Here is a 26,642-nt window from a genome sequence, read left to right as displayed (position 1 = left end):
GAATGAGGGGCAGAAGTGCCCCTGAATCCGCCGAATGTAGGCGGGAAGCGGGAATGAGGAGCAGAAGTGCCCCTGAATCCGCCGAATGTAGGCGCGAAGCGGGAATGAGGGGCAGAAGTGCCCCTGAATCCGCCGAATGTAGGCGGGAAGCGGGAATGAGGAGCAGAAGTGCCCCTGAATTCGCCCAAAGTGGGCGGCAGGCGGAAATGAGGGGCAGAAGTGCCCCTGAATTCGCCCAAAGTGGGCGGCAGGCGGGAATGAGGGGCAAAAGTGCCCCTGAATTCGCCCAAAGTGGGCGGCAGGCGGAAATGAGGGGCAGAAGTGCCCCTGAATTCGCCCAAAGTGGGCGGCAGGCGGGAATGAGGGGCAGAAGTGCCCCTGAATCCGCCGAAGATGGGCGGCAGGCGGGAATGAAGAGCAAAAGTGCCCCTGAATCCGCCGAATGTAGGCGTGAAGCGGGAATGAGGAGCAGTATTGCGCTTGATTTCCCCAGGGAACTGTACAGAGGGAGCTGTCCCAGGAGAAGTCTAAGGGGAGCCCTGTGGTGGCCTAAAATCTCCAAAGTTGCTCAGGCCGGATAAGCTGCATAAACTCCAGTTTGATTCTTCCGCCGGGCGAAGTTGCTGCTGTCATTCACTTGACAAACAAACCGTCTGGACGGTATAGTAAATGCAGAGGTGATTCACATGAACAGTAATTCCAAACGCAACTTGATTCTGGCAGCCGCTTCAAACGTCGTGAAGCATCAAGGAATTGAGAAGCTGACGCTTGAAGCGGTGGCCGCCGAAGCAGGGGTGAGCAAAGGCGGTCTGCTGCATCATTTTCCAAATAAGGACGCCTTAATTCAAAGCATGGTGTCAGGAATAACCAATGATTTCATAACAGAGGTTCAGAATAGGTCGGCCCGGGATACACGGGATCAAGGGAAATGGAGCCGGGCCTATTTGCAGTCCACCGTTGAAGCAGATAAGGAAGCGCAGGGCATGAGCGTAGCGCTTAACGCAGCACTTTTTACCCACGGAGATCTGCTGGAGGACCTTCGGGAACAGTACTCCGTCTGGCAGCAGAACATTGAGAACGATGGACTTGATCCGGTAATTTCCACGATTGTCCGGCTGGCTGTAGACGGCTTGTGGTTATCGGAAGTATTTGGAATCGGCGATCTCAGCAGCGAAATGCGTGACAAGGTCATCAACAAATTGCTGGAGATGGTTAATTAGGAGGAAATCCAAGTGAATTCTTATGTATTATTGTCGTTGGCTATTGTGAGTGAGGTCTTCGGCAGCTCCATGCTCAAGGCATCGAACGGGTTCAAAAGGCTGCTTCCTTCTATCGCGGTGGTCGCTGGTATGGGGCTGGCGTTCTTCAATCTGTCACTGGCGCTGAAAGAGATCCCCCTCGGGACGGCTTATGCTATCTGGTCAGGTGTAGGAACGGCGTTAACCGCATTAGTCGGCGTACTCGTCTATAAAGAAAGTCTGAATGTCAAAAAAGTAGCAGGACTAGTCCTCATCATTGGCGGTGTGGTGCTCCTGAAGCTTTCAACGGGGGTGTGAATTGTGAAAAGTTATCTTGCATTAAGTATCGCCATTCTCTCGGAAATCTTTGGCACGACAATGCTCAAGCTCTCCGACGGATTCAGCAGTGTGCTGCCGTCTATTGGGGTAGTGATTGGCATGGGTCTGGCTTTTTACAGCTTATCCATTAGTCTCAGAACCATACCGTTAAGCCTGGCTTATGCCATCTGGTCTGGAGCAGGCACGGCTCTGACTGCACTCATCGGCATTCTGATCTGGAATGATCCTTTCAACCTGCTTACCGGCATCAGCCTGCTTATTATCATCGGGGGACTGGTCTTGCTGAATTCTTCAAATCATGCCCAGCAGGTAACAGAGAATACCCCCGCAAAATAGCATAAGATCCGCGAAAGACTGATTCAACGTCATAGTTATGACCTTGAATTGGTCTTTTTTTGTGCGATTTGGGTCTTGCCTATCAGGCAGCGGTATGCTGAAATGAAATGGGGATACGAAGATGAGGTAAGCGAGAAGGAGAGACCGGAATGAGGAAGATGTACATTATAGCTGCCGCATGGCTCTGTCTGCTAATGCTTGCGGCATGCAGTGATGGCGTCAGTAACGGTTCAGGCGGGGATAGTGCAGATTCAAGTCTGGCTGCGGCTCCGGCGGCGGGTAAACCGGAAGCAATCCATGAACCAGGCAGTACAAGCGGGCCTGCCAGCAGTGATCCGGTGTATTCCGGACCTGTTTATAAGGTTGTGATCGACCCCGGGCATGGCGGTGAAGATCCTGGCGCGACGTCCGTGAGCGGACGTTTTGAGAAGGAGTTCAACCTTAGCGTATCACAGCAAATAGCAGCGAAGCTGGCGGATGATCCGCAGATTCAGATTGAGCTTACCCGCACCGGGGATGCTTTCATTTCCACGCATGAGCTGTACCGGCCGGAGTTCGCGAATAACCTGCCGGCGGATTTATTTATATCCATACATGGTAATACCTATGAGGATGCTTCAGCGTCGGGCACGGAGTCCTTTTATTATCATGACGAATCACTGGCTTTTGCCGAGACTATACATAAGCATGTCATTCAAGCTACCGGGCTCAAAGACCGCGGGGTTAAGGTTGAAAACTTCTTTGTGCTGCGGGAGACGGAGATGCCGTCCGTGCTGCTTGAACTGGGATATTTGACGAACCCCGGAGATGAGACGAAGATGTGGACCGCTGAATTTCAGGAGGATGTTGCCTCTGCCATCATCGATGGAATCAGAGAATATTTGCAGCTGGATTGAAGAGGATAGCATTTATTTCATACTTAATAAGGAGAACTTATGAACCGGATATTAATTCTCGGATCAGGGGGATCGGGCAAATCTACGCTGGCCCGGGAGCTCGGAGGTATGCTCCAGCTGCCGGTCGTGCATCTGGATGCCCATTTCTGGAACCCGGGCTGGATCCCCAAGCCGGATGAGGAATGGGACGGGCTGGTCCGGCAATACACGGAGCAAGAGAAGTGGATAATGGATGGCAACTACTCAAGGACGATGGATATCAGGGTCAAGCGTGCGGATGTCATCATTTTTCTGGATCTGCCCAGGCTCTTATGTATGTACCGCATTGTGAAGCGGCGTCTGATGTACCATAACCAAACGAGACCCGACATGCAGGAAGGCTGCCCGGAGAAGCTCGATTGGGCCTTCGTAAGCTGGGTCTGGAACTATAAGACACGGAGCCGGGCTAATACCATCGCCAGACTCCGGCAGGCTGGTCCACATCAGCGAGTCATCACCGTAACCTCCCGACGACAGGTCAAAGCATTAATCAAGAGCTTCGCTGATGCCGGTCCCTTAGGCTAAATATTCGCGTTGTGCGGGACTAAAAGAATGAGTAATGTTATAGGAGAACCCATGGCGTGTGATGGGTTCTTTGAGGTGTTTGTCCTGAGGATTAGCGCCGCGTAAACAGCCCTTTCCGGTCCAGCTGCAGCTGGCTTGAGCTCAGAAGTATGACAAATTCCTCCACTGCGGACAAAGTAGCCACGGCGCATACAACAGCAGTCCAGACAACTTGATGAATATGCGGAAGCAGCAGCGGCGTGATGAATAACAGGAGTCCGGCGAGTTTATTGCCATAGGTATGGATGCTGCCGTAGGTCCGGAATCTGCGCAGCGCGGTCAGCATGGAGGCTCCCCGGATTAAGGCGATTAGGGTGATCCAGAGGAGGCCCCCCCGTGTAAGTCCAAGGAACGGATACAATGTATATAATGAAGCGCCCACCAGCGTCATGTCGGCCAGAGAGTCAAGCTTGGCCCCGAGGCTGCTGGTTGTCCCGGTCATTCTGGCAATCGGCCCATCCAGCATATCTGTAATTCCGCACAGGATATAGACAGTGGTGAAGCCCGTGCCCAGCGGCTCCAGCCCTAACAGCAGGAGTGCCAGCCCGATCCGGCTGAGTGTTAAGCAGTTGGGTATAAGCTTCATTTCGATCCTCCGTCTTCCCGCTGGGGGGAAATTGCTTTTTATATAGTATCTATGCTTCATTATCATTAAAATAGTGCTTATCCGTCAATCTCGTGCAGCAACTGTCGGACCCGGCCTCTGAATAGCTGTTAATCTGATGGTGAGGAAAGGGTGGTAAACGATGAACCTGCTCGAAAATATGAACGCCGCACTCTCCTATATTGAGGAGCATCTGGAGGGTGTGGTGGATGTCAGGGAGGCAGCGAGGCGGGCGTTATGCTCGGAGTATCATTTCACGCGGATGTTCTCCTTTCTGGCCGGTATTCCGCTCTCGGAATATATCCGCCGCAGACGTCTTACACTGGCCGCATTCAAACTGCAGGGCAGCCAGCAGCGGATCATTGATCTGGCTCTGGAATTTGGTTATAGTTCACCGGATGCATTCACCAAGGCATTCCAGCTGGTTCACGGTGTGACGCCGTCGGAAGCAAGAAGCGCAGGGACACCGCTGAAGGCCTTTCCTCGAATGACTTTTCAATTAACAATCAGAGGAGGCAGTGAAATGAATTACCGTATGGAAGAGAAAGCGGCTTTTAGCATCGTCGGACTGAAGAAAAGAGTGCCCATCCAGTTCAATGGGGTGAACCCGGAAATCGCGGCGATGTGGCAGAGTCTTACTATGGAGATCATTACGGAGCTGAAGCAGCTGTCCAACATCGAACCTGCGGGGATGATCAGCGCATCGGTGAATTTCTCCGAAGGGCGGATGGAAGAGCGTGGAGAGCTCGATCATTATATTGGTGTTGCCACTACCCTGGAATGTCCGCCGTCCTATGCCAAGCTTGAAGTCCCTGCGTATACATGGGCTGTATTTGAAGCAGTGGGGCCGTTTCCGGACACGCTCCAGAATATCTGGGGCCGGATTTATTCCGAATGGTTCCCCTCCTCCAATTATGAGCAGGTTGAAGGGCCGGAAATTCTGTGGAATGAGAGCAAGGATACGAACTCTCCTGCGTACAAAAGTGAAATATGGATACCTGTACAGGAATCGAAACTCCTTTAATTGTCCCTGGGCCTGAGCTTAAGATGGGTGGATTTTCCTGTCCAAATGAATCGTGTCTCCCGCAATGGGGTAATGGTAGTCTAGCACTACAGACTAGGAGGCACACGTTATGGAATGGACTTTGGAAGATGTGGAAGAAGTGAGCCGGCAGCATCCTAATTCTTTCTTTATTCCTTCCCTGCAAGAACGGATGACCCAGAACCCAGGAAGAATGGTTAGGCTGCATTTCATCCTGACGAACCCGAAAGAAGGAGAACCCCGCGCTGAACGGATGTGGGTGGAGATTACCGGGCAAGATCCGGTTACCGGACGTTATACGGGGCTGCTGACGAATGTGCCCGGAGTGATACAGACACTGCAACCTGGAGATACCGTGGAATTCGAGCCCAGACATATTGCCCGGACAATTCTGCGAGAAGGAGACCCGGCGTGGGTCGAGGCAGGCGAGAAGGCGGCGCTGGTGACCAAGAAATGCATGTTGCCCGGCAGCGGGGTTCGCTGGATGTACCGTGAAGCAGCCACACGGGAGCAGGATAGCGGATGGCGGCTATTCAGCGGGGATGAAGATGGAGCGTACCTGAGTGATCCCAAGAATACCGCGATCATGAATGTGTATGATCTGATTGACCGCGACCCGGGTTTACTGGAGCCTTTTAGAGGAGCTGTAGGTACGGCATTTGAACGGAGCGGCCCGGATGCAGCATGGGTAGAAGTGAAAAATTGGCGGTAAGCATAATATGCGGGGCTGGCGGTTCATAGAAATCTGTAACCGGCAGATGCTGGGATCAGATATAGGCAGTGCATAAGCATGGGCAAAGGCGCGGAGGGGACAACAGTTCTCTACCGCGCCTTTGTTGCTGTTTAGATGAGCTGGTGTGTTGAATCTTATTGATAATTATTAATTGTAACATTATTATAAATATTAGTATTATATGTAAAGTTAAATAATGTAAAATGAGGGAGTGCAATATTTTGTTGAGATTCCAAACCATGATAGTATCCTTTTTCCGCTCCAGACACGGCTGGTTAAAAGCCGGGATCGCAGCAGCAGTGCTGGTGATCCTAATTGGCGGTGCACTCTTTCTGCGCCCTGTTAAAGATGAGGAACCCGTAGCCCCAAAGGGAGGAATAATATCGCCAGTCTTTAACTTGCCGTCACAGACGGAGGGGATTCTCAATGCAACGATGTTAGGAATGATATATTATAACGGCAAAGTGTACACTCAAACGTATACGGAAATCCCGCCCGAACAAGCAATAAATTTGAGAGGGAAGAAGCTCGGAACGGCTAAAGGCAATCTTAACGGTTGGAAGCAGCAGGGGAAGAAGGACACCAATCTAGCTTCAACAGTTGACAAGGCAGATGTCTATGCTGTGAAAGGCTATAATAAGAATTTCCGAATAATGACATATTCTGAAGAGCATTCGTATGTTCAAACTGCATTTTATGAGTGTACGGGCGGGTTACCGTTAAGTGCGGGCAGAGATTTTTTCAAACCCTTTAAAATGGCTGGAAATGTGGTTAGTGCCCAATATCAAAGCTACTCAGAGTGGAGAACAGGTATAGATCAGTTACACCCGGTTCCTGATTTGGAATTGATCAACACCCTGGTTGATCAGCTGTATGATGCCAGATTATCTGTACATGAGGGCATGGATGGACAAATGGGCGACTATGACAATGATGAACGATACAGACGAATTACAATTCATTTAAAAGATGGCACTGAGGTTACTTTGATAATGATCAAAGGCGGCTACATTGATTACGGATTTGCCAGAATGTATTTCCAAATCGATAACGAATTCGCTACGCAGCTCTGGGATGCTTTGAGTCCGATTTAATTCTCTACCGGAAGTTTACGGAAGCGGAAAGGGGACATACATATGGGCAACCGGATATCTATGCCAGAGCACTTTGCGAAAGCATTGAGTCGTTAAAAATGTCGAATAGTCTGACCTCCTTTTTTATTGAGGTGCTGGCGCTCAGCGGGTCTATATTTGCAGAAAACAACCGCGAGAAAGAAATGGTGATCTGGTTAGCTCAGCAGGACCAGTCAGTGGTAGGCATAGGAACTGTCGGTTTTGATATCGATGATATGCCGTGGACTATAGAATCGTTTGAACGGGAAAGGATTTTTATCTTACACACGATTTCAGGAGCAATGGAACGTCATGGTTGGGAGCGGCTGAATTATGAACCCCGGGAAGATTGGATCATAGAATGCTTATTAAAGTTTCAGCGGATGATTTTTGCTTTTGATAAAGACAGCATTAAGATGGAAAGTTATTTAGAATGGTCAAAAATTGAAGAAGATGATAATAATCCTACGATCCCTATCGGGTACCCGAAATGCGGAATTCATGATATTTACTTGTCTTGCCACGGCTGTATATTGTGTAATAATACCTAAGAACATGCTGGAGGCGGATACAGTGAATAAATTATACTTATTGCTGCTCGCAGTACTGCTCCTAAATGGCTGTAGTACGGATAAGGAGGCAGAGCGCGCTGCTGGGCAGAACGTTATGCCGCAAGAAATGCCCGGAGACTTCGACTTTCTCGTCCGTTACGGCTACGGAGAAGCCACCAAGAATGAGATTAATACGTATCAGGATACAGTGGTAAAAGATCTGATCATGAACGGGACAGCAACGGCGGATGTTACTCTGTCTGAGGATGAAATGCGCAGCATCTATGACCAAATGAGAGAAATCAACATTATGGGTACAATGGAGCTTGTGCCCGCTAAGCAGAATTGTGCCGTCACCCCTTACCAGGAAGACAGCTGGCAGATTACTGTAGACGGAATTACACGTGATTTGAGCTGGTCCGGTGAGACTTGTGAGCTTACTGAAGATGCCGGGCAGCTACTGGAGCTGCGGACCTTCATCGCGGACATCGTAGCCGGTAAAGATGCGTACCAGGCATTGCCGGAAGCCGAAGGGGGTTATGATTAAGAATTTTGCATTTAAGGTGTACGTCTGCAAGCGTACTTCTTCAGTCCGATCCCAAGGGATCGGATTTTTGTTTTAATAAGGCGTGGGAAAAGCAATCCGGCGGATGAGGGGCAAGTTTATATTCAGTTTAAAAAAGTCGGTTACCATCCTAATACATTCAGTTGTCTAGGAGGAATAAAGAATGAATCAAGTACAAAAGAAGCGGTCAGTACAGGACAAGGGCAGTTATGCCATCGAAGCACATGGACTTGTCAAAACGTACGGCAGTAACCGTGCAGTAGACGGTGTTGATCTCAAGGTGGGCACAGGGATGATCTACGGTGTGCTGGGTCCGAACGGGGCCGGCAAGACAACCGTAATCCGCATGCTGGCCACTTTACTGCGGCCTGACGCAGGTTCGGCGCGTATCTTCGGACATGATGTGGTTAAAGAACCGCAGATCGTGCGTCAGTTAATCGGGGTAACGGGCCAATATGCATCGGTGGATGAGTCACTCAGCGCAACAGAGAATCTGATTATCTTCTCCAGACTGCTCGGACTGGGACGCGCCGAATCGAGAAATAAGGCTGAAGAGCTGCTGGAGGAATTCGGCCTGACGGAGGCAGCCAAGCGGCCGCTGAAGAATTTCTCCGGCGGGATGCGCCGGCGGCTGGATCTGGCCGCCAGTCTGATTGCGCAGCCGCCGCTCATTTTCCTGGATGAACCGACCACTGGTCTTGATCCGCGGACGCGGAATCAGATGTGGGATACGATCCGGAGGCTTGTAAATACCGGGTCAACCGTCTTGCTGACCACGCAGTATCTGGAAGAGGCGGATCAGCTCGCAGACCGGATTGCCGTCATCGACACCGGCAAGGTGGTTGCCGAGGGCACCGTGGATGAATTGAAAGCTTCAGTCGGCAACTCCTCACTGCATCTGAAGGTCCTGAATCCGAAGGATATGGGGAATGCCCGTCTGATCGTCGAGCGGGTGCTTCAGGTGCGGTCCAATGTATCGGCAGAATCCGCAAAGATCATGGCACCGATGGGCGATGTTGACCGGGTGACCGACCTGCTGGTCGCACTCCGCGAGGCGGGAATTTCGCTGCTTGAGATGAGCGTACAGAAGCCGACACTGGATGAAGTGTTCCTGACCTTAACCGGTGATGGCGTGAAGGAAGAGGCCGGATATGCATCCGGATCAGCCAAGAATAAAGAGGGGGTATTGGCATGAGTACTGTAATCAAGCCGGGTACAGAACGCCGTCTGAAGAATCATACCAGCTTCGGCCAGGCGGTGCGCAATTCATTAACGATGGCCTATAGAGGGCTGCTCAAGATCCGGCGGACACCGGAGCAATTGTTTGACGTCACGTTCCAGCCGATCATTTTCACGCTGATGTTCACTTATATCTTCGGAGGGGCTATTGCCGGTGATGTAGCAAGTTATTTGCCGGTGATCATCCCAGGGATCTTAGTACAGACCGTAATTACGACCTCTGTCGTCACGGGTGTCCAGCTGCGGGAGGATATGGAGAAGGGTGTGTTTGACCGCTTCAAGTCCCTGCCGATTGCGCGGATTGCTCCTCTGGCGGGCGCACTGCTCGCAGATACGATCCGTTATACCATTGCTACTGTGCTCACCTTCGTTATGGGGTACATCATGGGCTTACGCCCTGAAGGCGGCATCGGGAATGTCGCGCTCGCAGCGCTCCTTGTTATCGGATGCTCATGGGCAATCAGCTGGATCTTCGCCTTCTTCGGGGTTATCGCCCGGACGGCTTCCAGTGTACAGGGGATTTCCATGATCGTACTGTTCCCGCTAACCTTTCTCTCGAATGCGTTTGTGCCGGTTGATACGATGCCGAAATGGCTGCAGTGGTTTGTAAATATCAATCCGATCTCACATCTGGTCACCGCCGTCCGTAATCTGGTCAACAACGGAACGGTAGGCAGCGATCTGGTCTACTCGCTTATTGGTGCCGCAGTCATTGTCGCCATCTTCGCCCCGATCACGGTGCGTGCGTATATGCGCCGTACGTAATCCGCTTCAATTAAAGACGCTAACGGATGTAGAAATACATCAGGTTAGCGTCTTTTGTGCTTTTGGTAGGAAATGATGGATCAAATGTTGAAGTTTATTCTATATTTAACTATTTAACTATTTAGCTTAAACTGGAGAAATGGAGAAATTCCGGATTCGCAGCACATCTTGCCCGAGTTGAAAGTTACGGGTGGTCTGCTATGAGACTACCGCTCATGTTATAACTGTAATTTGTACAACTATAACGCTACATTTCTGCGCAGGAACAGTTTTAATTGCACTTTGTACACTTATAAATGGCTTCTTTGCTGTAAAAGAACAATTTCCCTATTTTTAATTGTACAGAATGCAGTTATTCCTAGACATGCGGTTTTTCGCCGCCTTTTAATTGCACTAAATACAACTATTTCCGCTATTCGCTCCACGCTGCTCCTAAAGATTAATGCTGCGCAAGCGTCTGGTCTGCTGCACAGGCCACGTACATTTTTAATACAAACACTATATAAGGAGAAAGAATTCAAATGATATATCTGCTTGATCCTAGCGGTAAGAAAAGATGGTATTTCGAAGTGGATGAGGAAGGCTGGGCGTTCAGGCAGATTTTGTTGGATGAAGGTAAAGAGAGTAAGATATCTAATCAAAAGAAATATGATTTTTTCTTATCTGAGACAGAATTACCATTAGATGACGGGACATTATTAAGAATTACTCAAGAAGAATTTGAAGAAGTGTGGAGTAGGATAAATAAAGATCAAACGGAGCGTTGGGTTGAATTGAAAAGCAAACTTCCATTGGGCACCAAAATTACTGGACCTATAGAGGTCCTCTACCCTCAAGGAGTAATTGTGAGTATTCCTGTTCATGATGCTTTGGCTATAGCTGATTATGATGAATGTGCTGCAAACTATAAGAACCGGAACATACATAAAGGTCTAAATGTAACAGCTAGTATTACAGGGTACGACGAAGTGAATTACTGGTTTGTTTTAGGGAATCCGAGAGTTTCAGATGTGCAATAAAAGTTGCGATCGCAAGAAAGGGTAATCATGAATAAATTTGCGGGAATAGGAACCAGTACAGTTAAATATGCAATCCTGAATTTCATGCTAGTCATTACTAATCTATTCTTATACGCTTCAGGGCCGGATGGCGGCGGGACCGGGGACCGGGAAGAAGGGTTATATTTCTATCAGCTGTATATGGTCTGTCTTCTCATAGGGTTCGTTGTTTATGGTGTATGGTCAGTAACTTCAGGAAGACACAGGAAGAGCATCAGAGGCTTAACTGCGGTTCCGGTGTTGTTGTCTTCGGTTTGTATCAGCGGCCTGCTGATATATACAGTCAGCAAGAACAAGAGCCTGTACGACGGAGTCTGGTTAAATGATTCAGGTTCGGACGTCTTAGCACTTAACGCAGACTTTCTAATCTACCTGATTTACTTCCTCCTGTTGTTCGCCATTTGCATCAGTGTGCTGGGGATTTTCTCTAGAAACAAATTATCTATACTTGGACTGCTGCTGAATCTGTCCTTGTTCTATCTGCACTTTCACGCTCTTGCGGTATGGATTTGATTACAGCCAGAGGCTAGATGGTAATGCTGACTTCCCCGCTTGAAAGATACTCCTCGTCACCATTCTCATATCTGACTTTCAGACGGCAGTCGTTATCAATATCAATGGCTGTCGCCCCGCGTTGTTTGTTATCCTTCACCACCGTTACAGGCTTACCAAGGGAAAGGATTCGTCGTCTATATTCGGAGAGAAACGGTCTGTCCGTTAAATGCGCATAGTATTCCATGAAATGATTCAGCACTTCTGCCGCGAGCCGGCAGCGGAGATCATCATAATAATAGCTTTCGGAAAATACAGACGTTGCAATCCCGCCAAGCCCGTCAGGAAAGCCGCCCGCCGGTAGAGTTACATTGATGCCAATGCCGAGAACGGCATAATCCAGCCGGCCGTTTTCCAGCGACATGGAAGCTTCGGTAAGAATTCCGCACACCTTTTTGTCATCCATGAATACGTCATTGACCCACTTAATCTGCGTGTCTTTACCGGATACGCTCTCGATGGCCAGGGCCACGGCGGCTGCAGCGGAGGTCGTCAGAAGAATGGATTCTGCCGCAGATAGCTTGGGGCGCAGCAGGATGCTCATGTAGATGCCCGTTCCCCGCGGTGAAAAGAAGGGCCGGCCGTTTCTTCCGCGGCCGGCAGTCTGCTCTTCCGAGAGGATCACTTTCCCTTCAGCCTCTCCATTTGCGGCCAGGATTTTTACTGCTTCGTTCGTTGAAGGTATAGTCTTGTAAACCTCAAGGCGCAGCTGTTGACCCTGGAGATTCAGGTGTTTCGAAATGGCACCGGCAGACAAAATATCCGTTAGAGGGGATAAGGAATACCCTTTATTGGTTACAGCCTGAATGGAATAACCGTCCGTCTGCAGCGATTTGATCGCTTTCCAGACTGCGCTGCGTGTTACGGATAACTGCCCTGCAATCTCCTCGCCCGATATATACCCGCCTTTGTTGCTACCCAACAAGGATAGAATTTGTTCTTTAACTGTCATGGATATAACCCTCCAGAAATATTACGTTCCGATCAAACCTCTCCGATTATATTAACATGCTTAGATAACAATAGGAAAACGAAGGTGTTATTTTTGCTTCATTGTGAACCTTGTTCATTAAATTGGTTTACAATAGGGTGAGTCTCCATTATAATTCAGCGTATTGGCTGTATTCTTTCCAGAGCACAACCTTTATTTAATCAATGGAGGTCAATATCTTGAAGACAAAAGAACTTGTGTATGCCGCATTATTCGCAGCACTCATTGCGGTGCTAGGCATGATTCCGCCTTTGCCCCTTGGCTTCATTCCTGTTCCGGTCACTGCCCAGACGCTTGGCGTTATGCTGGCCGGATGTTTTCTGGGCAGACGGATGGGGATCCTCAGCCTGGTTGTTTTTATCATTCTCATAGCCCTCGGATTGCCGGTGCTGACCGGCGGGCGCGGCGGGCTGGCGGTGCTCATTGGACCGTCTGCCGGATACATATTCAGCTGGCTGGTCGCGGCAGGCTTCATCGGCTGGTGTTCCGAGAAAATCTGGCGCAGGGTCCGCATCTGGAAACTGATAGCCGTCAACCTGATCTTTGGCGTATTGCTGGTGAATCTGATTGGCGCGCCTGTCATGGCCTTAATTACAGATACACCGGTCTGGACAGGACTGATCGGGGCTTTGGCTTTTCTTCCCGGAGATATGATCAAAGCGGTTATTGCGGCCGTAATAACGATGCAGCTGAAAGAAATCAGCCCCATTGAAGAAAAAGCGGGGATGTGAGCATACCCATGAACCTGGTACAGCACATTTTAGAACGTGGACAGGCCGCCCCTTCCCGCATTGCGATCTCGGACGGCCGGGAAGAACGCTCCTACGCCCAGCTCATGAGGCTGGTGCAACAGGTTGCAAACGGTTTGCGGCATGGCGGATACATCAAGCGGAATATTGCTGTCTTATCCGGTAACCGTATGGAATTCGCCGAGTTTGTTCTCGGCGCCATCTATGCGGGGTGCGTTCCCGTGCTGCTGGACCCCAAATGGCATCCGGTGGAGATGGATAAGGTTATCCGGCAGTGTGAGCCCGGACTGATCGTTTGTGAAGAGCGTTTTGCGGCTGATTTCACAGAACGTTATAGAGAAATCCCGCAGCTATACTTCGGTGGGGAGCAGAGAAACGGCAGCTATAGCGCCTGGCTGTCCGCCTTCGGACCGGATGCCGTTGCAGAGGAGAACCCCGAACTGCTGTTCATCGGGTACACATCAGGCACAACCGGCCTCCCCAAAGGGTACATGCGGACTCACCAGTCCTGGTTAACAAGCTTTGAGGCGACGGAGAAGGCATTCAGGCTGAACAGTATGAAGCACGTACTTGCGCCCGGGCCGTTCGTGCATTCCCTGTCGCTGTTCGCCATGATGCAAGCCCTGTATAGTCTGGCGACTTTTCATCTCCTGCCGGCATTCGATGCTGTGAGCGTATTGAATCTCTGCTCCCATGAACCTGATATGGTCCTGTTCGTTGTGCCTGCGATGATTGACGCATTGGTCCGGCATGCCGCTGCAACCACGGCCCCGGTATCTATACAGGCCATAATCAGCTCTGGGGGCAAGTGGCCAGTGACGTTGAAACAAAGATGCCGTGAGCTGTTCAAGGAGACGAAGCTCTATGAGTATTACGGCTCCTCGGAGGCCAGCTACATCAGCTATCTTGAAATGACCGGGGAGGAGGAGGCAGATTCCTTAGGCAAACCGTTCGACGGCGTGCAGATTTCCATCCGCGATGCGCAGTTTCGTGAGCTGCCTCCGGGTGCGGTTGGTGAGCTGTATATCCGGAGTGAAATGATGTTCACCGGGTATCACCTGCTGCCGGAAGAGACGGCAGGCGTGTTTCGCCGGGGCTGGCTGCGCACGGGGGATTACGTGCTCCTGGATCATGAAGGGGATCTGCACCTGGCCGGCCGCGCCGGCAGCATGATCAAGAGCGGGGGACTCAAGGTGTTTCCCGAAGAAGTGGAGACTGTGCTGCGACGTATTCCGGCGGTCCGCGAGGTTATGGTATTCGGCAAGCCGGATGAGCGGTGGGGAGAGCAGGTAACGGCATTGATTGAGTGGAGCGGAGAACAGCAGCTCAGTCTGGAGCAGATCAGGGATTACTGCCGTCCATATCTTGCAGGCTATAAGTTGCCCAGGCAGCTCGTTACTGTGGAACAGTTCATCTATACCAGCAGCGGAAAAATCGCACGCCAGCGGATGATGGACAATGTGAGAGAAGGGTCGAGATGAAAGAAATCAAAGAGGCCGTTCTGGTCATGGCCAGGCGCACACCTGTCGGGAAACTCGGCGGACAGCTAAGCATGCTTGAGCCGGAGCAGCTGCTTGCCCCGCTGATTCGTCTCCTCATTACGGAGGCACAGCTGCCCCCGGAATGGATTGATGATGTCATCATCGGCAATGTAGTGGGACCTGGCGGGAATATTGCCCGTAAGTCTGTGCTTGAAGCAGGATTGCCTGTTACGGTTCCGGGAGTCACAGTCGACCGTCAATGCGGTTCAGGGCTTGAAGCCATCATCATGGCGGCCCGCCTCATTCAGAGCGGTGCAGGAGAGATATTCCTGGCAGGCGGAGCCGAAAGTGTAAGCCGGGCGCCTTGGCGAATGTTCAAGCCCGGTACGCTGGCGGAGACGCCAACCTTATATACACGCGCACCGTTCACACCCATTGCTTACGGAGATCCTGACATGGGGCTTGCTGCAGAGTATGTGGCGGCCAAATACGGGATTACCCGTGAAGCGCAGGATCTGTATGCGCTGGAGAGCCATCTGAAAGCCGTCCGGGCTCAAAGTACAGGCAGATATGTACCGGAGCTTGTACCGCTTGAGGTCAACGGATTACGGATTGCAGAGGATGAATGTCCGAGACCGGATACAAGCCTGGGGAAGCTGCGCAGCCTGCAGCCTGTGTTTGCGGAGGATGGCACTGTGACTGCCGGAAATGCCTGTCCTATTAATGATGGTGCCGCTCTGGTGCTCATGATGTCGCGTGACAAGTGCGAACAGCTTAATCTAACTCCCATCCTCCGTTTTGTTGACTCTCAGGCTGCCGGAGTAGACCCCCGTTATCCGGGGATCGGACCGGTTCCAGCGGTCCGGAAACTGTTATGCCGCCAGGGGCTGACCATCGGAGATGTGGATATCGTTGAATTTAATGAAGCTTTTGCCGCTCAGGTATTGGCATCACTGCAGGAGCTTCAGCTTTCAGCGGATAAGGTTAATCCCGGCGGAGGCGCGTTAGCTCTGGGTCATCCTTACGGAGCATCCGGTGCGATCCTTATGACGCGTCTATATTCGGAGATGCTGCAAACCCCCTACAAACGGGGTATAGCTACACTTGGCATTGGCGGCGGGATGGGGCTGGCCGTTCTGGTGGAGGCGGTTATATGAACAAGATCCGCTTTCAGGTTCAGCTCACGACGGAAAATATCGTGCAGTATGCACACAGCATAGCTTCGCCCCTACAGAGAATAGGAGGAGCAGCCGTTGCTCCTTCGACTATGCCGGTCACATTCTGGAAGACAGCAGATGTCCCCTGGCTGCCCCTGAAAGCGGCAATGATTCACGGAACGCAGCAGTTTACTTATCATGCTCCGCTGATGGCGGGTATGAATCTGAATTGCGAACTTTCTTTGGTTGCCGTGAAGCACAAAGCCGGCAGGAGCGGCTTGCTGATGTTCTATACCCATTCTCTAATCTGCTATCACCGGGATAAACCCATTGCTGAAGCAGAAACCGTCTTGATCGGGAGAGGTGAAATGATATAAGAATCGTGATCTCTGCGGCGGACATCCGGCATTATGCCTCTGTCAGCAAGGATGAGGCCGCCATTCATCTGGATACAGCGGCTGCAAAAGAAGCAGGTTATGATGCCCCCATTGCCCATGGAATGTACATCATGGGCCTGGCGCAGTCTCTATATATGAAAGAACATCTCTCTTATTGGATTCAGTCCAACACTATGAGGTTTGTGAAGCCGTGTGTTCAAGGCTCGGCCGTATGCTTCCGGTATAACGCTAGGAGTAATGATCACATCCAGGTAACGGTAGCGACAGATCACGGGGAAATCATCGCTAAAGGCGCTTTTATCGTTGTAAAGGGGATCATGGATATATGAAGACGGCATTAATAACCGGGGCAACCCGGGGGATTGGGCGCAGTATAGCTGTAGAACTGGGACGCTGCGGATATCAGGTCGCCGTTAATGGTTTAAATGGCGGGAGTGTTAAGCAAGTAGTCGAGGACATCCGGGGGATAGGCGGCTTCGCGGAGGGATTCTGTGCCAATGTTGCCAATCCCGCTGCCGTTACGGTGATGATGGACGAAGTGGCCTGGAAGATGGGTTCCCTGGATATTTTAATTCATAACGCCGGCATTCTTCATGACCGCAGATGTGAGTTCATGACGGACCGGGAATGGCAGGCAGTCCTCGGCGTTCATTTGAATGGGGCATTCTACTGCATCCGGCGGGCATTAGCCCATCTGAGCCGGGACGGAGGTGACATTCTGCTGATGACCTCAACTGCGGGACTCACCGGTTCGCCGGGACAGGTCAATTACAGCGCGGCTAAGGCCGGACTTCTCGGAATGGTATGGACGCTTGCCGATGAACTGAAGGCCAAGCGGATCAGGGTTAACGGCATTGCTCCTGCTGCCTTAACCGATATGACCCGGCCGGTTGTTCAACATCTGACAGAAAAATACGCAGAGCGTAATGAGCCGCTTCCTGAGGTATGGAGCTTGGGTGAAGCGGAAGATGTGGCCCGGTTCGTGCGTGCGCTTCTGGATCACAAGGACCCGGGCCTGACGGGGCAAGTGTTCGGCATCAACGGACAGCAGATTACACCTTGGGAGAAGCCACGGCCGCTTGCTATAGTTACTTCTGCGCCGGAAGATTTTTTTGAATTAAGGAAACAGCGGAGGGAGCGCGGGGCAGATGCTTGCTTTTGATCAGGTCGATTATTATTACCGGAGCAGAAATCCGGTTCTTCGTCAATTAAGCTTCGAAATCCGCCAAGGCGAATTTATATCCATCATTGGCGGGAACGGAAGCGGAAAGTCAACGCTCGCCAAGTTAATGAACGGGCTCCTGCAGCCAAGAGACGGACAAGTAATGCTGGACCATTTAAATACACGGAATCCTGATGACCTTGGGAAGATTCGGGAGCAGGCCGGACTGGTATTTCAAAATCCCGACGATCAGTTCATCACAACCTCCGTTCTGGATGAAGTGATATTCGGACTGGAGAATCTGCGCGTATTGAGAGCTGATATGGCCGGGCGGGTGAATATGGCTCTGCAAGCGGTTCACATGGAAGATTATGCGGAAGCCATGCCGCATCAACTGTCAGGCGGCCAGAAACAGCGGGTTGCGGTTGCTGCCGTTGTGGCAATGGAACCTTCGATAATGATCTTTGATGAAGCGACCTCCATGCTCGATCCGCAGGGAAGAAGAGACATCCTCGAGCTAATGAACTCCCTTCACCGGCAGGGTAAGACCATCATTCAGATCACGCATCATATGGATGAGATTCTTTCCTCTGACCGTGTTCTGCTTCTGAGCAGAGGAGCAATTGCTTTCGACGGATCACCCTCCGCCTTGTTTAGCAGCGTATCCGTTACAGAGCATCAGCTCTCTCCCCCTTTTGCGGTAAGACTGCATCAAGCGCTCGGATTGAAAACCCCCCTGCGTGCGGATTGGAAGGAGACGGTGTCTGCCTTATGGGCTACGAGTTAAATGACGTAAGTGTAAAGTTGAATGGTGAAGAGATCCTTCAATCCATAAGCTGCACGCTTCAGGAAGGAAAATGGATTTCGGTAATTGGCCATACCGGAGCAGGAAAATCCACCTTTGCCAAAGGAATAAAGGGGCTGGTTCCTTTCTACAGAGGCGAATATACGCATGACCGCCAACCTCTGCCCAGGGACAGTAAAGGGAATATGAAGGCCGTCCCGCAGATCGGTTATGTATTTCAATATCCGGAGCAGCAGCTTTTCGCAACGACGGTTTACAGGGAGCTGGCCTTTGCTCTCACTGTGAAGGGGGAATCACCAGGGAAAGTGGAAGCAGCCGTCAAGACGGTTATGGAGCAGCTGGGACTCCCCGCAGATCTTCTCCAGGAGAAGCCGTTCCAGCTTAGCGGGGGGCTTAAGCGGCTTGTCGCTGTCGCTTCCGTGCTGATTACGGAGCCGGAGCTGCTTATTCTCGATGAACCGACCGCCGGACTTGATCCCGTGCACAGGACAGCGCTGCTGAGGCAGCTCAAGGCATGGCAGAGGGAGAAGAACCGGACAGTACTACTCATCTCTCATCAGCTTGAGGAGGTTGCCGACTATTCGGACGAGGTGATGATCTTCCAGAAGGGACGCTTATTGGCCCATTTGGAGGCGAATGAACTGTTTCTGAAGCATGCAGCATTGATGGAGCAAGCCGGATTGCCTTTGCCCGAGCCTGTACAGCTCTTAAGATTCATTGAGGGAATTTCCGGACGGACTCTTAAACCGGCGAGTTGCAGGGAAGAAGATATTATGCAGCTTGTGAGGAACGTCTGGCAGTCCAGAGGTCTTCATCATGAAGGATAACATCCTGCTGGGCCAGTATATCCCTTCAGATTCAGTACTCCACCGGCTAGACCCCCGTACCAAGCTGTTAAGTATGCTAACCTTTACAATTTGCTCTCTTTTAATCAATAATTATGGCGGATATGCTGTAGCGACTGTCTTTACGGGAAGCCAGCTGCTGTTGTCCCGGGTTCCGGTACGGATGTTTCTTAGAGGATTAAAGCCGGTTGCGCTCATCTTGTCCTTTACTTTTGCCTACCATCTCTTCAATACCAGCGGAGTACAGCTCTGGCCGGGTTCGGCCGTTAAAGTGACAGAAGAAGGAATAGAGAAGGGCCTCTTCGTTGTCTGGCGTATTCTCTTGCTCGTGTCGCTTGCATCGCTCCTAACCTTGACGACCAAGCCGCTGGATCTGGCAAAAGGCCTGGAACAACTGTGCAAGCCGCTATCCCGCCGGGGAGTTCCGGTTGAGGCCACTGCATTGATGCTCGTGATTGCAGTCCGCTTCATCCCGGTAATTATTCAAGAGCTGGACCGCATTATGCTGGCGCAAAGGGCCAGAGGGTATGACATTATAGCGCTTAAAGGCCATAAGCGGGTGTTTGCATATTTGTCATTGGTGGTTCCCCTGCTAATAACAACGGTTCAACGGGCAGAGCAGCTGGCAATGACGATCGATGCAAGAGCCTATGGGACTGGAAGGGACCGTACTTCTTATAGAGAGCTAAGATTATCGCGAATGGATTATACCGCCGGGGGAGTCACGCTTGCTTACGTGCTGCTGCTTCTGTACCTGTAGCATGACCAGAGAGCTTGATTAGAGCTTAATTAACTTCAATTCCGTATAGTTTATGTATAACGAAACCCTCCCTTAATCTGGAAATGGTCGCATGATATAATGAGCTTGCGATTATTCAGACCGAAGGAACAGAGGGGGAAGAAATGTATCTGCATAAAGGGAAACTGGTCATCCGGGATGCGGCTATAGGCGATGCAAGGCTGTTATGCAGCTGGTGGAACGACGGGAGAATTATGGCGCACGCCGGTTTTCCCCATGGAATAGGCACTACTGAACAAGAGGTACGAAGCAAACTGCAGAGCGGGGCGGACCCGGAACGGCAAGGCCGTTTGATCCTGGAGATCAGCGGCGTTCCGGTGGGGGAAATGAGTTACAGGTTCCGGGATATCACACAATTATCCTCGATACCAATCTTAAGAACACCAGAGCACAGCATGTATATGAGAAACTCGGCTTCCGGAAAATTGAAGTGCGAACGGATGCGTGGACAGATCAGCTTGGAGAATGGCAGAGTTTTATCGATTATGAGTTGACCCAAGCGGAATGGAGAGCAGACTGGCTACATGACTGAAAGGAGCCGTTGGGCATGATTATAATACCTGAACCTTTTACCAAAAGAATGAACGAACTCTACGGTAAGCAGGGCGTAGCATGGGCGGAGGCGCTGCCTGATCTGATTACCGACTGTGCAGACCGCTTCGGCATTAATCCGGAAGCTCCATTTTCCAATCTATCGTATAATTATGTACTCCGTGCAAAGTCCGGTAACGGGAAGCCGGCAGTCCTGAAATTATCCTTCATGAAGGACGAGCTTGCAAGGGAAGTTAGTGTGCTTCGCGCCTATGAGGGCCGGGGGGCGATTCATGTACTGGATGCAGATGAGGATTGGGGTGTGGCCCTGCTGGAAGGAGCCGACCCCGGCACACCGTTGTCGGCCATTGAGGATGATGCGAAGTCGACGAATATCTTTTGTGAAGTATTTCAGCGCCTTCAGCTTCCTGCACCAGCCGGCAGTCTGTACCCTTCCATGAAGCATCACTTCGCGGCCATAGAGCGATACCGCGAGCGGTTCGGCGATGGAGAAACTGCAGCGCCGCTGGCTGAGAGCTGGGTGGAGAATGCCGAAGAATGTCTGGTTTATCTCATTAACACCACGGAAGAGAATTATCTGCTGCACGGTGATCTGCATCATGACAACATCCTCCGCCAAGGGGAAGAGCAATGGGTAGTCATTGATCCTAAAGGCATCATCGGCGATCTTCATTTCGATACGATCCAGTATTTGCTTAACTATACGGATCGGGGTGGGGATTCCGAACAGGTGCTGCGCAGCCGGATTGGGATGATGGCTGACCGCCTTGGCCTGGAGCCCCGCCGAATCGCGATGTGGGGTGTGGTGCGGGGTGTGCTTGAGGCATGCTGGACGATTGAAGGCGGAGGGACGGACTGGCACAGAGGCATCCAAATAACGGAGCGCTTCGCCCAATGCATGGATTGAGACCAAGAACGATGTCTATGTTCCAAGAGAGGTCAAGGCTTACGACACTAACCCCATGTTAGTGTTTTTTCGCCTTTTTTTGCAAACCGTCTGGAGTTGTGGCGCTTTAGCCTTTATAATATGACGAGAATATAGAATAAAGGAAAAGGTGTTAATTTCATGAGCATATTAAATGTAGAAAAGCTGAGTCACGGTTTCGGAGACCGGGCCATATTCACCGATGTGTCCTTCCGCCTGTTGAAGGGCGAGCATATCGGTCTGATTGGTGCCAATGGTGAAGGTAAATCGACCTTCATGAATATCATTACCGGCAAGCTGCAGCCGGACGAAGGCAAGGTGGAATGGGCGAAACGCATGCGCGCCGGTTATCTGGATCAGCATGCTGTACTTCAGCAGGGACAATCCATCCGTGATGTTCTGCGCGGAGCCTTCCAATATCTGTTCGATATGGAACAAGAGATGAACGATATGTACGGCAAGATGGGCGAGGTCACCCCGGAGGAGCTGGAGCAGCTGCTGGAGGACGTTGGAACGATTCAGGACATGCTGACCAGCCAGGATTTCTATATGATCGATGCCAAAATCGATGAAACGGCCCGCGGACTGGGTCTTACAGACATCGGTCTGGACAAAGACGTTAACGATCTCAGCGGCGGTCAACGGACCAAGGTTCTGCTGGCTAAGTTGCTGCTGGAGAAGCCGGACATCCTGCTGCTCGATGAGCCTACGAACTATCTGGATGAACAGCATATCAACTGGCTGAAGCGTTATTTGCTGGATTACGAGAATGCCTTCATTCTAATTTCGCATGACATTCCGTTCCTGAACAGCGTAATCAACCTGATCTATCATATGGAGAATCAGTCGCTGTCACGTTATGTGGGCGATTATGAGTATTTCCAGCAGGTGTATGAAGCGAAGAAATCGCAGCTGGAATCGGCCTTCAAACGCCAGCAGCAGGAAATTGCCGACCTGAAGGACTTCGTTGCGCGTAACAAGGCCAGCGTAGCTACCCGTAATATGGCGATGTCCCGGCAGAAGAAGCTGGATAAGATGGATGTCATCGAGATTGCCAAGGAGAAGCCGAAGCCGCAATTTAACTTCAAGCAGGGCCGGACCTCCGGCAAGGTGATTTTTGAAGCGAAGGATCTGGTGATCGGCTACGATTCCCCATTGTCCAGACCGCTTGATCTGAGCATGGAGCGGGGACAGAAGATTGCCCTTGTAGGTGCGAACGGGATCGGTAAAACGACGCTGCTGCGCAGCATTCTCGGCCAGATTCAAGCCATTTCAGGCTCGGTCAGACTCGGGGATCTGCTGGAGATCGGTTATTTCGAACAGGAAATGAAGGAATCGAATTACAACACCTGTATTGAAGAGATCTGGAACGAGTTCCCGTCCTACTCCCAATTTGAAATCCGGGCGGCACTAGCCAAATGCGGCCTGACGACCAAGCATATCGAGAGCAAGATTGCGGTCTTAAGCGGCGGCGAGAAAGCCAAAGTACGTTTGTGCAAGCTGATCAACCGTGATAGCAACCTGCTTGTACTGGATGAGCCGACCAACCATCTCGATGTAGATGCCAAGGAAGAGCTGCAGCGTGCGCTCAAAGCTTATAAAGGAAGCATCCTGCTGATTTCCCATGAACCTGAATTTTACCGCGATATCGTGACGGATATCTGGAACTGTGAATCGTGGACAACTAAAGTATTCTAAAGAGCCGGCAATAATGCCGGTCTGACGGTGACCCGTAAGAGGGCAGCTTTGAATAAAGTGCCCCTTCTTACGGGTCATTTATGTCAAGATTTAAGTATAGGTGCAGGAGGAACATATGGAAGAGAAGCATGAGGAAATACCTGCGAAGCAAGTCAGGAGAAGTATTGTCAATGTCATCATTGACGGCATTTCCGGAATCTTTCTTCCAATCGTTAATATTCTGAGTGCGGCAGGCATTATGAAGGGTTTACTCGCCGGGGCGGCTGCGCTGGAAATCATCAGCAAGACGGAGGGCACATATACCGTGCTGAATGCGATGGCGGACAGTCTGTTCTACTATCTCCCGCTGCTGCTTGCCTTTACAGCCGCCCGCAAATTCGGGGCTAACCCTTTTACTGCCGTTGTGATTGCCGGAGTGCTGCTGTACCCGAGCCTGACCACGCTGTTTGACAACCAGGAAATCATACAATTTCTCGGGATGAGTATTACTCCCGTTAACTATCCTTCGAGCGCCATTCCGATCATCCTTGCGGTAGGCCTCTTAGTGTATGTAGAACGATTCTGCGTTAAAATATTGCCTGAGGTCATCCGGGAGTTTTTCACACCGTTGATCTCGATTGTTACAGTGTCCGCCGTGACGCTGCTGGTGTTCGGTCCGGTCGGCTCACTTGCCGGAGACGTGCTTGCTGAAGGATACCGCTCTGTATATAATCTCAGCTCGGCAGGGGCGGGAATGGTGCTTGGCGCGATTATTCAACCGATGGTAATCTTCGGGTTGCACTGGAGTCTCGTGCCGCTGGCGATTAACAATATCAGCGTGAATGGTTCGGATACCATCCTCGCACTGATGGGTCCGGCTTCCTTCGCACAGGCAGGAGCCGCGCTCGCCGTGTTCATCAAGGCCAAAGATAAGAAGTTCAAAACCTTATGTTTGTCCGCGTCTATTTCAGCCTTGTTCGGAGTTACCGAGCCCGCGATGTTCGGTGTGAACCTGCCCATGCGTAAGCCAATGGTCATTGTCTGCTGCGCGGGAGCGATCGGAGGCGGAATGGTCGGGATGTTCGGCTCTGCCGCGATCTCTTTCGCATTTCCGGGGCTGGCTACGTTGCCTGCTTACCTGGGGGACGGGTTCGGCGGTTTCCTGATCGCCTGCGTGACTGGTTTTCTGATCGCGCTGATTGCTACGCTGTTCGTGAAGCTGGGACCAGAGCCGTCGGTGGAGGCTAGCTCCAAGTAGAATGAAGAAGGCGGCAAGCTATTTTATCCGCTATGGGATTCGTGTAATGAATGCTATACTACTGAGGTTATTAAGTGAACAGATAAAGGGTGACAAAATGGAGACAATCAGCTTTCATTACGGGAAACATATTCAAAAGGTCGCGCGGGCACTGTATTTCCATTCGTGGAAATCCATTCTCTCGATTGGGGTTCAAGCGGTGTTTGTAGCCGTTTGTATGATTCTATACGTTAAGAACGAATCCATCATACTCCTCGGGATATCGATAACGCTTGTGCTTACGATCGCTATGTCGATTGTTATGCGTACCTTGCTGCTGCCAAAGATCCTGTCGGCAGATACAAGGTACAACAAGGAATTCGAATATCTGTTTGATGCAGAAGGGATCAACTTTAGCCCGGAAGTAGATCAGTCCATCATGAAATGGGGCTCATTCACCCGGGTGTGGGAGAATAAAGGCTATTACTTACTATTCCATGGTCAACAGGAATACTGGTTCATCGCTAAGCAATCATTCGAGGATGCAGCACAAGAGAATAAATTCAGAGCTTATGTATCGGATCACCGCAAGATTGTCACTGGGGTTATCCTGTAAAATGATATGTCATACAATGGACGTGCTATCCTGCACGTCCTTTTTTCTTGGCTGGTCCCGGTGTTTCATCCCTGGCTTCTATGCCCGCCAAAAAGTTGTACAGTCAGCCTTATCCGCAATGTTGTACTCGATCATTTGTCTGAGTATGGTGTAATCAACCGGGCTCGTCCATTTCATACGCACCAGCAGCTTGGTATGATCTAAGCCAGCCAGCTTAATGGCATCGGCAAAATGATCCATACCCGCCTTCTCGGGGGCAACGGCCATATGCGCTTTGGATACACTGAAGCCGATAATATAGGTTCCGTGATCGGTGAACATCGGCTGGTTCCAGGCAATCTTCGGCGTTAATTGGGGGAATTCCTGAATCACCCAGGCAAGTACCTCTTCGGTCGCAGCCCGGTGTACCGGATTATCGATTTTGGCTAAATACTCTGCAAACTCTTCCATGGCTGTCCCTCCTGATCTGTAATCAACTCTCATGCCATCTATCTTATAATTTCATACCTGGTTAGTCAAAAAAATGAATATGCAAATTTGGGGTTTGCCTATCCGTCAAAGAATGTTACGACTAACTGCCGCATACCATCTTTTACCTGTATTATAATAAGAATCCAATAGATCTTTATCATGAACAAAGTGGGGAAGTGAATTGGAATGATGCTCTCACATCAAGGCAAACGTCCTGCTGAAATTGGGATGACGATAAGCTTTACTTTACTGATATTATCCTGGCTAAACTTAGTAATACTATATAATAGAACTAACCGATTTGATCTTATCTTGTTCTATTTACTCATCATAATATCAGGTGGAATTATCGCGGGAATATTAATTTTTCGCTTGGTGACATGTAGCAGAGTGTTCAGCATTGAAATTAAGTCTGAAGTCCTTAAGATTAAGAATACTGAGATAGAAGCGGGCAAGGTTAAGAAGATTTTCATCAAAGGATACTTTAAGCCCGTGATCGCGGTTAAGCCCAAAGCTAATTTGCTGGTGCCGTACAAGTACTGTTTCTGTTTCTCTGACAAGGAGGATCAAGGGATAAAGGACCTGAAGGAATGGGCAGAACAGCATCAGATTGAAGTGTTGCACAAACGGTTTACGCGATGGCTGTAATTATTAGACCGTTAACACAGCTTCAAGCTGAAGATATTGCATACCATTGGCATTATGCAGGTGAATATTCTTTTTATGATATGGATTCGGACGAGGAAGATTTAATCGAATTCCTGGACCCGGCCGGACGTGGGGATCATACATACGCTGTATCGCAAGACGATGAACTTATAGGATATTTTACTGTGCAGCCTGTTGAGGGTAACATTTGTGATATAGGTTTAGGAATGAAACCCGATCTAACGGGGTGTGGCGCAGGGCAAGCTTTCCTAAGATCAATACTGCATTATGTTACTGTGAATTACAATCCTGAACGGATCACCCTTGCTGTAGCAACCTTTAATACCAGGGCTATCAAAGTGTATTTAAAAGCCGGATTTACCGCAGCAGATACCTACATGCAGAATACAAACGGAAGTTCTTATGAGTTTATGAGCATGGTATACAAGTGCTAAAATCATCTGAAGAGGTAACTATTTAAACCATAAAGGAGGCA

At 50.4% G+C, this 26,642-nt stretch carries 33 protein-coding genes; 30 read left to right on the top strand and 3 right to left on the bottom strand.

Annotation, left to right across the window (positions count from 1 at the left end):
• Positions 1-686: 686 nt before the first annotated feature.
• The 5 genes from PBOR_RS21310 to PBOR_RS21290 all read left to right on the top strand — a co-directional run bounded on the left by PBOR_RS21310 (position 687) and on the right by PBOR_RS21290 (position 3,373).
• Positions 687-1,220 (top strand): TetR/AcrR family transcriptional regulator, encoded by a 534-nt coding sequence (locus tag PBOR_RS21310; protein ID WP_042215142.1) that lies wholly within the window; start codon positions 687-689, stop codon positions 1,218-1,220.
• Between the two features lie 12 nt (positions 1,221-1,232).
• On the top strand, positions 1,233-1,556 hold the full coding sequence (locus PBOR_RS21305; protein ID WP_042215140.1) for a DMT family transporter: 324 nt from the start codon (positions 1,233-1,235) through the stop codon (positions 1,554-1,556).
• Positions 1,557-1,559: 3 nt separating this feature from the next.
• Positions 1,560-1,913 (top strand): DMT family transporter, encoded by a 354-nt coding sequence (locus tag PBOR_RS21300; RefSeq protein WP_042215138.1) that lies wholly within the window; start codon positions 1,560-1,562, stop codon positions 1,911-1,913.
• A gap of 149 nt (positions 1,914-2,062) precedes the next feature.
• Positions 2,063-2,809, top strand: coding sequence for an N-acetylmuramoyl-L-alanine amidase family protein (locus PBOR_RS21295; RefSeq protein WP_042215135.1), 747 nt, complete (start codon positions 2,063-2,065; stop codon positions 2,807-2,809).
• 39 nt (positions 2,810-2,848) lie between these two features.
• Positions 2,849-3,373, top strand: coding sequence for a DNA topology modulation protein (locus PBOR_RS21290; protein WP_042215133.1), 525 nt, complete (start codon positions 2,849-2,851; stop codon positions 3,371-3,373).
• Positions 3,374-3,464: 91 nt separating this feature from the next.
• Here PBOR_RS21290 and PBOR_RS21285 read toward each other — a convergent pair whose 3' ends face one another.
• Entirely contained in the window at positions 3,465-3,998 is a 534-nt protein-coding gene (locus PBOR_RS21285) for a CDP-alcohol phosphatidyltransferase family protein (RefSeq protein ID WP_042215131.1), read from the bottom strand.
• Between the two features lie 160 nt (positions 3,999-4,158).
• Between PBOR_RS21285 and PBOR_RS21280 the strand changes: the two genes are divergently transcribed.
• The 9 genes from PBOR_RS21280 to PBOR_RS21240 all read left to right on the top strand — a co-directional run bounded on the left by PBOR_RS21280 (position 4,159) and on the right by PBOR_RS21240 (position 11,594).
• Positions 4,159-5,040 (top strand): AraC family transcriptional regulator, encoded by an 882-nt coding sequence (locus PBOR_RS21280; RefSeq protein WP_042215129.1) that lies wholly within the window; start codon positions 4,159-4,161, stop codon positions 5,038-5,040.
• 109 nt (positions 5,041-5,149) lie between these two features.
• Positions 5,150-5,770: an immunity protein Imm33 domain-containing protein gene (locus PBOR_RS35060; RefSeq protein WP_047171601.1), complete on the top strand. Its 621-nt coding sequence runs from the start codon at positions 5,150-5,152 to the stop codon at positions 5,768-5,770.
• Between the two features lie 242 nt (positions 5,771-6,012).
• Complete coding sequence (locus tag PBOR_RS21270; RefSeq protein WP_042215127.1) at positions 6,013-6,885, top strand: hypothetical protein; 873 nt, start codon at positions 6,013-6,015, stop codon at positions 6,883-6,885.
• A 98-nt stretch (positions 6,886-6,983) separates the two neighbouring features.
• Complete coding sequence (locus PBOR_RS21265; RefSeq protein WP_042215125.1) at positions 6,984-7,454, top strand: hypothetical protein; 471 nt, start codon at positions 6,984-6,986, stop codon at positions 7,452-7,454.
• Positions 7,455-7,476: 22 nt separating this feature from the next.
• Entirely contained in the window at positions 7,477-8,001 is a 525-nt protein-coding gene (locus tag PBOR_RS21260) for a hypothetical protein (RefSeq protein WP_245647854.1), read from the top strand.
• 181 nt (positions 8,002-8,182) lie between these two features.
• Positions 8,183-9,214, top strand: coding sequence for a daunorubicin resistance protein DrrA family ABC transporter ATP-binding protein (locus PBOR_RS21255; RefSeq protein ID WP_042215121.1), 1,032 nt, complete (start codon positions 8,183-8,185; stop codon positions 9,212-9,214).
• Complete coding sequence (locus PBOR_RS21250) at positions 9,211-10,023, top strand: ABC transporter permease (RefSeq protein WP_042215117.1); 813 nt, start codon at positions 9,211-9,213, stop codon at positions 10,021-10,023. The genes PBOR_RS21255 and PBOR_RS21250 overlap by 4 nt, the downstream gene beginning before the upstream one ends.
• Before the next feature lie 521 nt (positions 10,024-10,544).
• Positions 10,545-11,042, top strand: a complete 498-nt coding sequence (locus tag PBOR_RS21245) for a hypothetical protein (RefSeq protein WP_042215115.1) — start codon at positions 10,545-10,547, stop codon at positions 11,040-11,042.
• A 27-nt stretch (positions 11,043-11,069) separates the two neighbouring features.
• Positions 11,070-11,594, top strand: a complete 525-nt coding sequence (locus tag PBOR_RS21240) for a hypothetical protein (protein ID WP_042215113.1) — start codon at positions 11,070-11,072, stop codon at positions 11,592-11,594.
• A 13-nt stretch (positions 11,595-11,607) separates the two neighbouring features.
• On the opposite strand, the gene PBOR_RS21235 is transcribed toward PBOR_RS21240, so the two are convergent.
• On the bottom strand, positions 11,608-12,585 hold the full coding sequence (locus PBOR_RS21235) for a biotin--[acetyl-CoA-carboxylase] ligase (protein ID WP_042215112.1): 978 nt from the start codon (positions 12,583-12,585) through the stop codon (positions 11,608-11,610).
• 218 nt (positions 12,586-12,803) lie between these two features.
• Between PBOR_RS21235 and PBOR_RS21230 the strand changes: the two genes are divergently transcribed.
• From PBOR_RS21230 to PBOR_RS21165, 14 genes are all read left to right on the top strand, one after another.
• Complete coding sequence (locus PBOR_RS21230; protein WP_042215110.1) at positions 12,804-13,355, top strand: biotin transporter BioY; 552 nt, start codon at positions 12,804-12,806, stop codon at positions 13,353-13,355.
• 8 nt (positions 13,356-13,363) lie between these two features.
• A complete protein-coding gene (locus tag PBOR_RS21225; RefSeq protein ID WP_042215108.1) occupies positions 13,364-14,854 on the top strand; it encodes a class I adenylate-forming enzyme family protein in 1,491 nt (496 codons plus the stop codon).
• A 5-nt stretch (positions 14,855-14,859) separates the two neighbouring features.
• A complete protein-coding gene (locus PBOR_RS21220) occupies positions 14,860-16,011 on the top strand; it encodes a thiolase family protein (protein ID WP_218918928.1) in 1,152 nt (383 codons plus the stop codon).
• Complete coding sequence (locus PBOR_RS21215) at positions 16,008-16,388, top strand: FAS1-like dehydratase domain-containing protein (RefSeq protein WP_042215103.1); 381 nt, start codon at positions 16,008-16,010, stop codon at positions 16,386-16,388. The genes PBOR_RS21220 and PBOR_RS21215 overlap by 4 nt, the downstream gene beginning before the upstream one ends.
• 5 nt (positions 16,389-16,393) lie before the next feature.
• Positions 16,394-16,738, top strand: a complete 345-nt coding sequence (locus PBOR_RS21210; protein WP_052429584.1) for a MaoC family dehydratase — start codon at positions 16,394-16,396, stop codon at positions 16,736-16,738.
• The gene (locus PBOR_RS21205; RefSeq protein WP_042215099.1) at positions 16,735-17,571 is read left to right on the top strand and encodes an SDR family NAD(P)-dependent oxidoreductase; all 837 of its coding nucleotides are present in this window, start codon (positions 16,735-16,737) and stop codon (positions 17,569-17,571) included. The genes PBOR_RS21210 and PBOR_RS21205 overlap by 4 nt, the downstream gene beginning before the upstream one ends.
• Positions 17,558-18,358 carry an energy-coupling factor transporter ATPase gene (locus PBOR_RS21200; protein ID WP_042215097.1) on the top strand — a complete coding sequence of 267 codons (801 nt, stop codon included), beginning with the start codon at positions 17,558-17,560 and terminating at the stop codon, positions 18,356-18,358. Before PBOR_RS21205 ends, PBOR_RS21200 begins: the two co-directional genes overlap by 14 nt.
• Complete coding sequence (locus PBOR_RS21195; RefSeq protein WP_042215095.1) at positions 18,343-19,203, top strand: ATP-binding cassette domain-containing protein; 861 nt, start codon at positions 18,343-18,345, stop codon at positions 19,201-19,203. The genes PBOR_RS21200 and PBOR_RS21195 overlap by 16 nt, the downstream gene beginning before the upstream one ends.
• Entirely contained in the window at positions 19,193-19,981 is a 789-nt protein-coding gene (locus tag PBOR_RS21190; protein ID WP_042215092.1) for an energy-coupling factor transporter transmembrane component T family protein, read from the top strand. The genes PBOR_RS21195 and PBOR_RS21190 overlap by 11 nt, the downstream gene beginning before the upstream one ends.
• Before the next feature lie 394 nt (positions 19,982-20,375).
• Positions 20,376-20,552 carry a GNAT family N-acetyltransferase gene (locus PBOR_RS38630; RefSeq protein WP_218918927.1) on the top strand — a complete coding sequence of 59 codons (177 nt, stop codon included), beginning with the start codon at positions 20,376-20,378 and terminating at the stop codon, positions 20,550-20,552.
• 48 nt (positions 20,553-20,600) lie between these two features.
• Positions 20,601-21,479 (top strand): aminoglycoside phosphotransferase family protein, encoded by an 879-nt coding sequence (locus tag PBOR_RS21180; RefSeq protein WP_218918845.1) that lies wholly within the window; start codon positions 20,601-20,603, stop codon positions 21,477-21,479.
• A 159-nt stretch (positions 21,480-21,638) separates the two neighbouring features.
• A complete protein-coding gene (locus tag PBOR_RS21175) occupies positions 21,639-23,195 on the top strand; it encodes an ABC-F family ATP-binding cassette domain-containing protein (protein WP_042138297.1) in 1,557 nt (518 codons plus the stop codon).
• A gap of 115 nt (positions 23,196-23,310) precedes the next feature.
• Complete coding sequence (locus PBOR_RS21170; protein WP_042215086.1) at positions 23,311-24,432, top strand: PTS transporter subunit EIIC; 1,122 nt, start codon at positions 23,311-23,313, stop codon at positions 24,430-24,432.
• 97 nt (positions 24,433-24,529) lie between these two features.
• Positions 24,530-25,027, top strand: coding sequence for a YcxB family protein (locus tag PBOR_RS21165; RefSeq protein ID WP_167549559.1), 498 nt, complete (start codon positions 24,530-24,532; stop codon positions 25,025-25,027).
• Between the two features lie 78 nt (positions 25,028-25,105).
• Here the strand turns inward: PBOR_RS21165 and PBOR_RS21160 are convergent, their stop codons facing one another.
• Positions 25,106-25,477 (bottom strand): iron chaperone, encoded by a 372-nt coding sequence (locus tag PBOR_RS21160; protein WP_042215081.1) that lies wholly within the window; start codon positions 25,475-25,477, stop codon positions 25,106-25,108.
• Between the two features lie 411 nt (positions 25,478-25,888).
• On the opposite strand from PBOR_RS21160, the gene PBOR_RS37450 reads away from it, so the two are divergent.
• Both PBOR_RS37450 and PBOR_RS21150 read left to right on the top strand, forming a co-directional pair.
• On the top strand, positions 25,889-26,146 hold the full coding sequence (locus tag PBOR_RS37450; protein ID WP_167549558.1) for a hypothetical protein: 258 nt from the start codon (positions 25,889-25,891) through the stop codon (positions 26,144-26,146).
• Positions 26,137-26,601 (top strand): GNAT family N-acetyltransferase, encoded by a 465-nt coding sequence (locus tag PBOR_RS21150; protein WP_042215078.1) that lies wholly within the window; start codon positions 26,137-26,139, stop codon positions 26,599-26,601. Before PBOR_RS37450 ends, PBOR_RS21150 begins: the two co-directional genes overlap by 10 nt.
• The last annotated feature ends 41 nt before the right edge of the window (positions 26,602-26,642 follow it).

The organism is Paenibacillus borealis (assembly GCF_000758665.1).
GTDB classification, from domain to species: domain Bacteria; phylum Bacillota; class Bacilli; order Paenibacillales; family Paenibacillaceae; genus Paenibacillus_AQ; species Paenibacillus_AQ borealis.
This window is presented reverse-complemented; position numbering and strand designations above follow the sequence as displayed.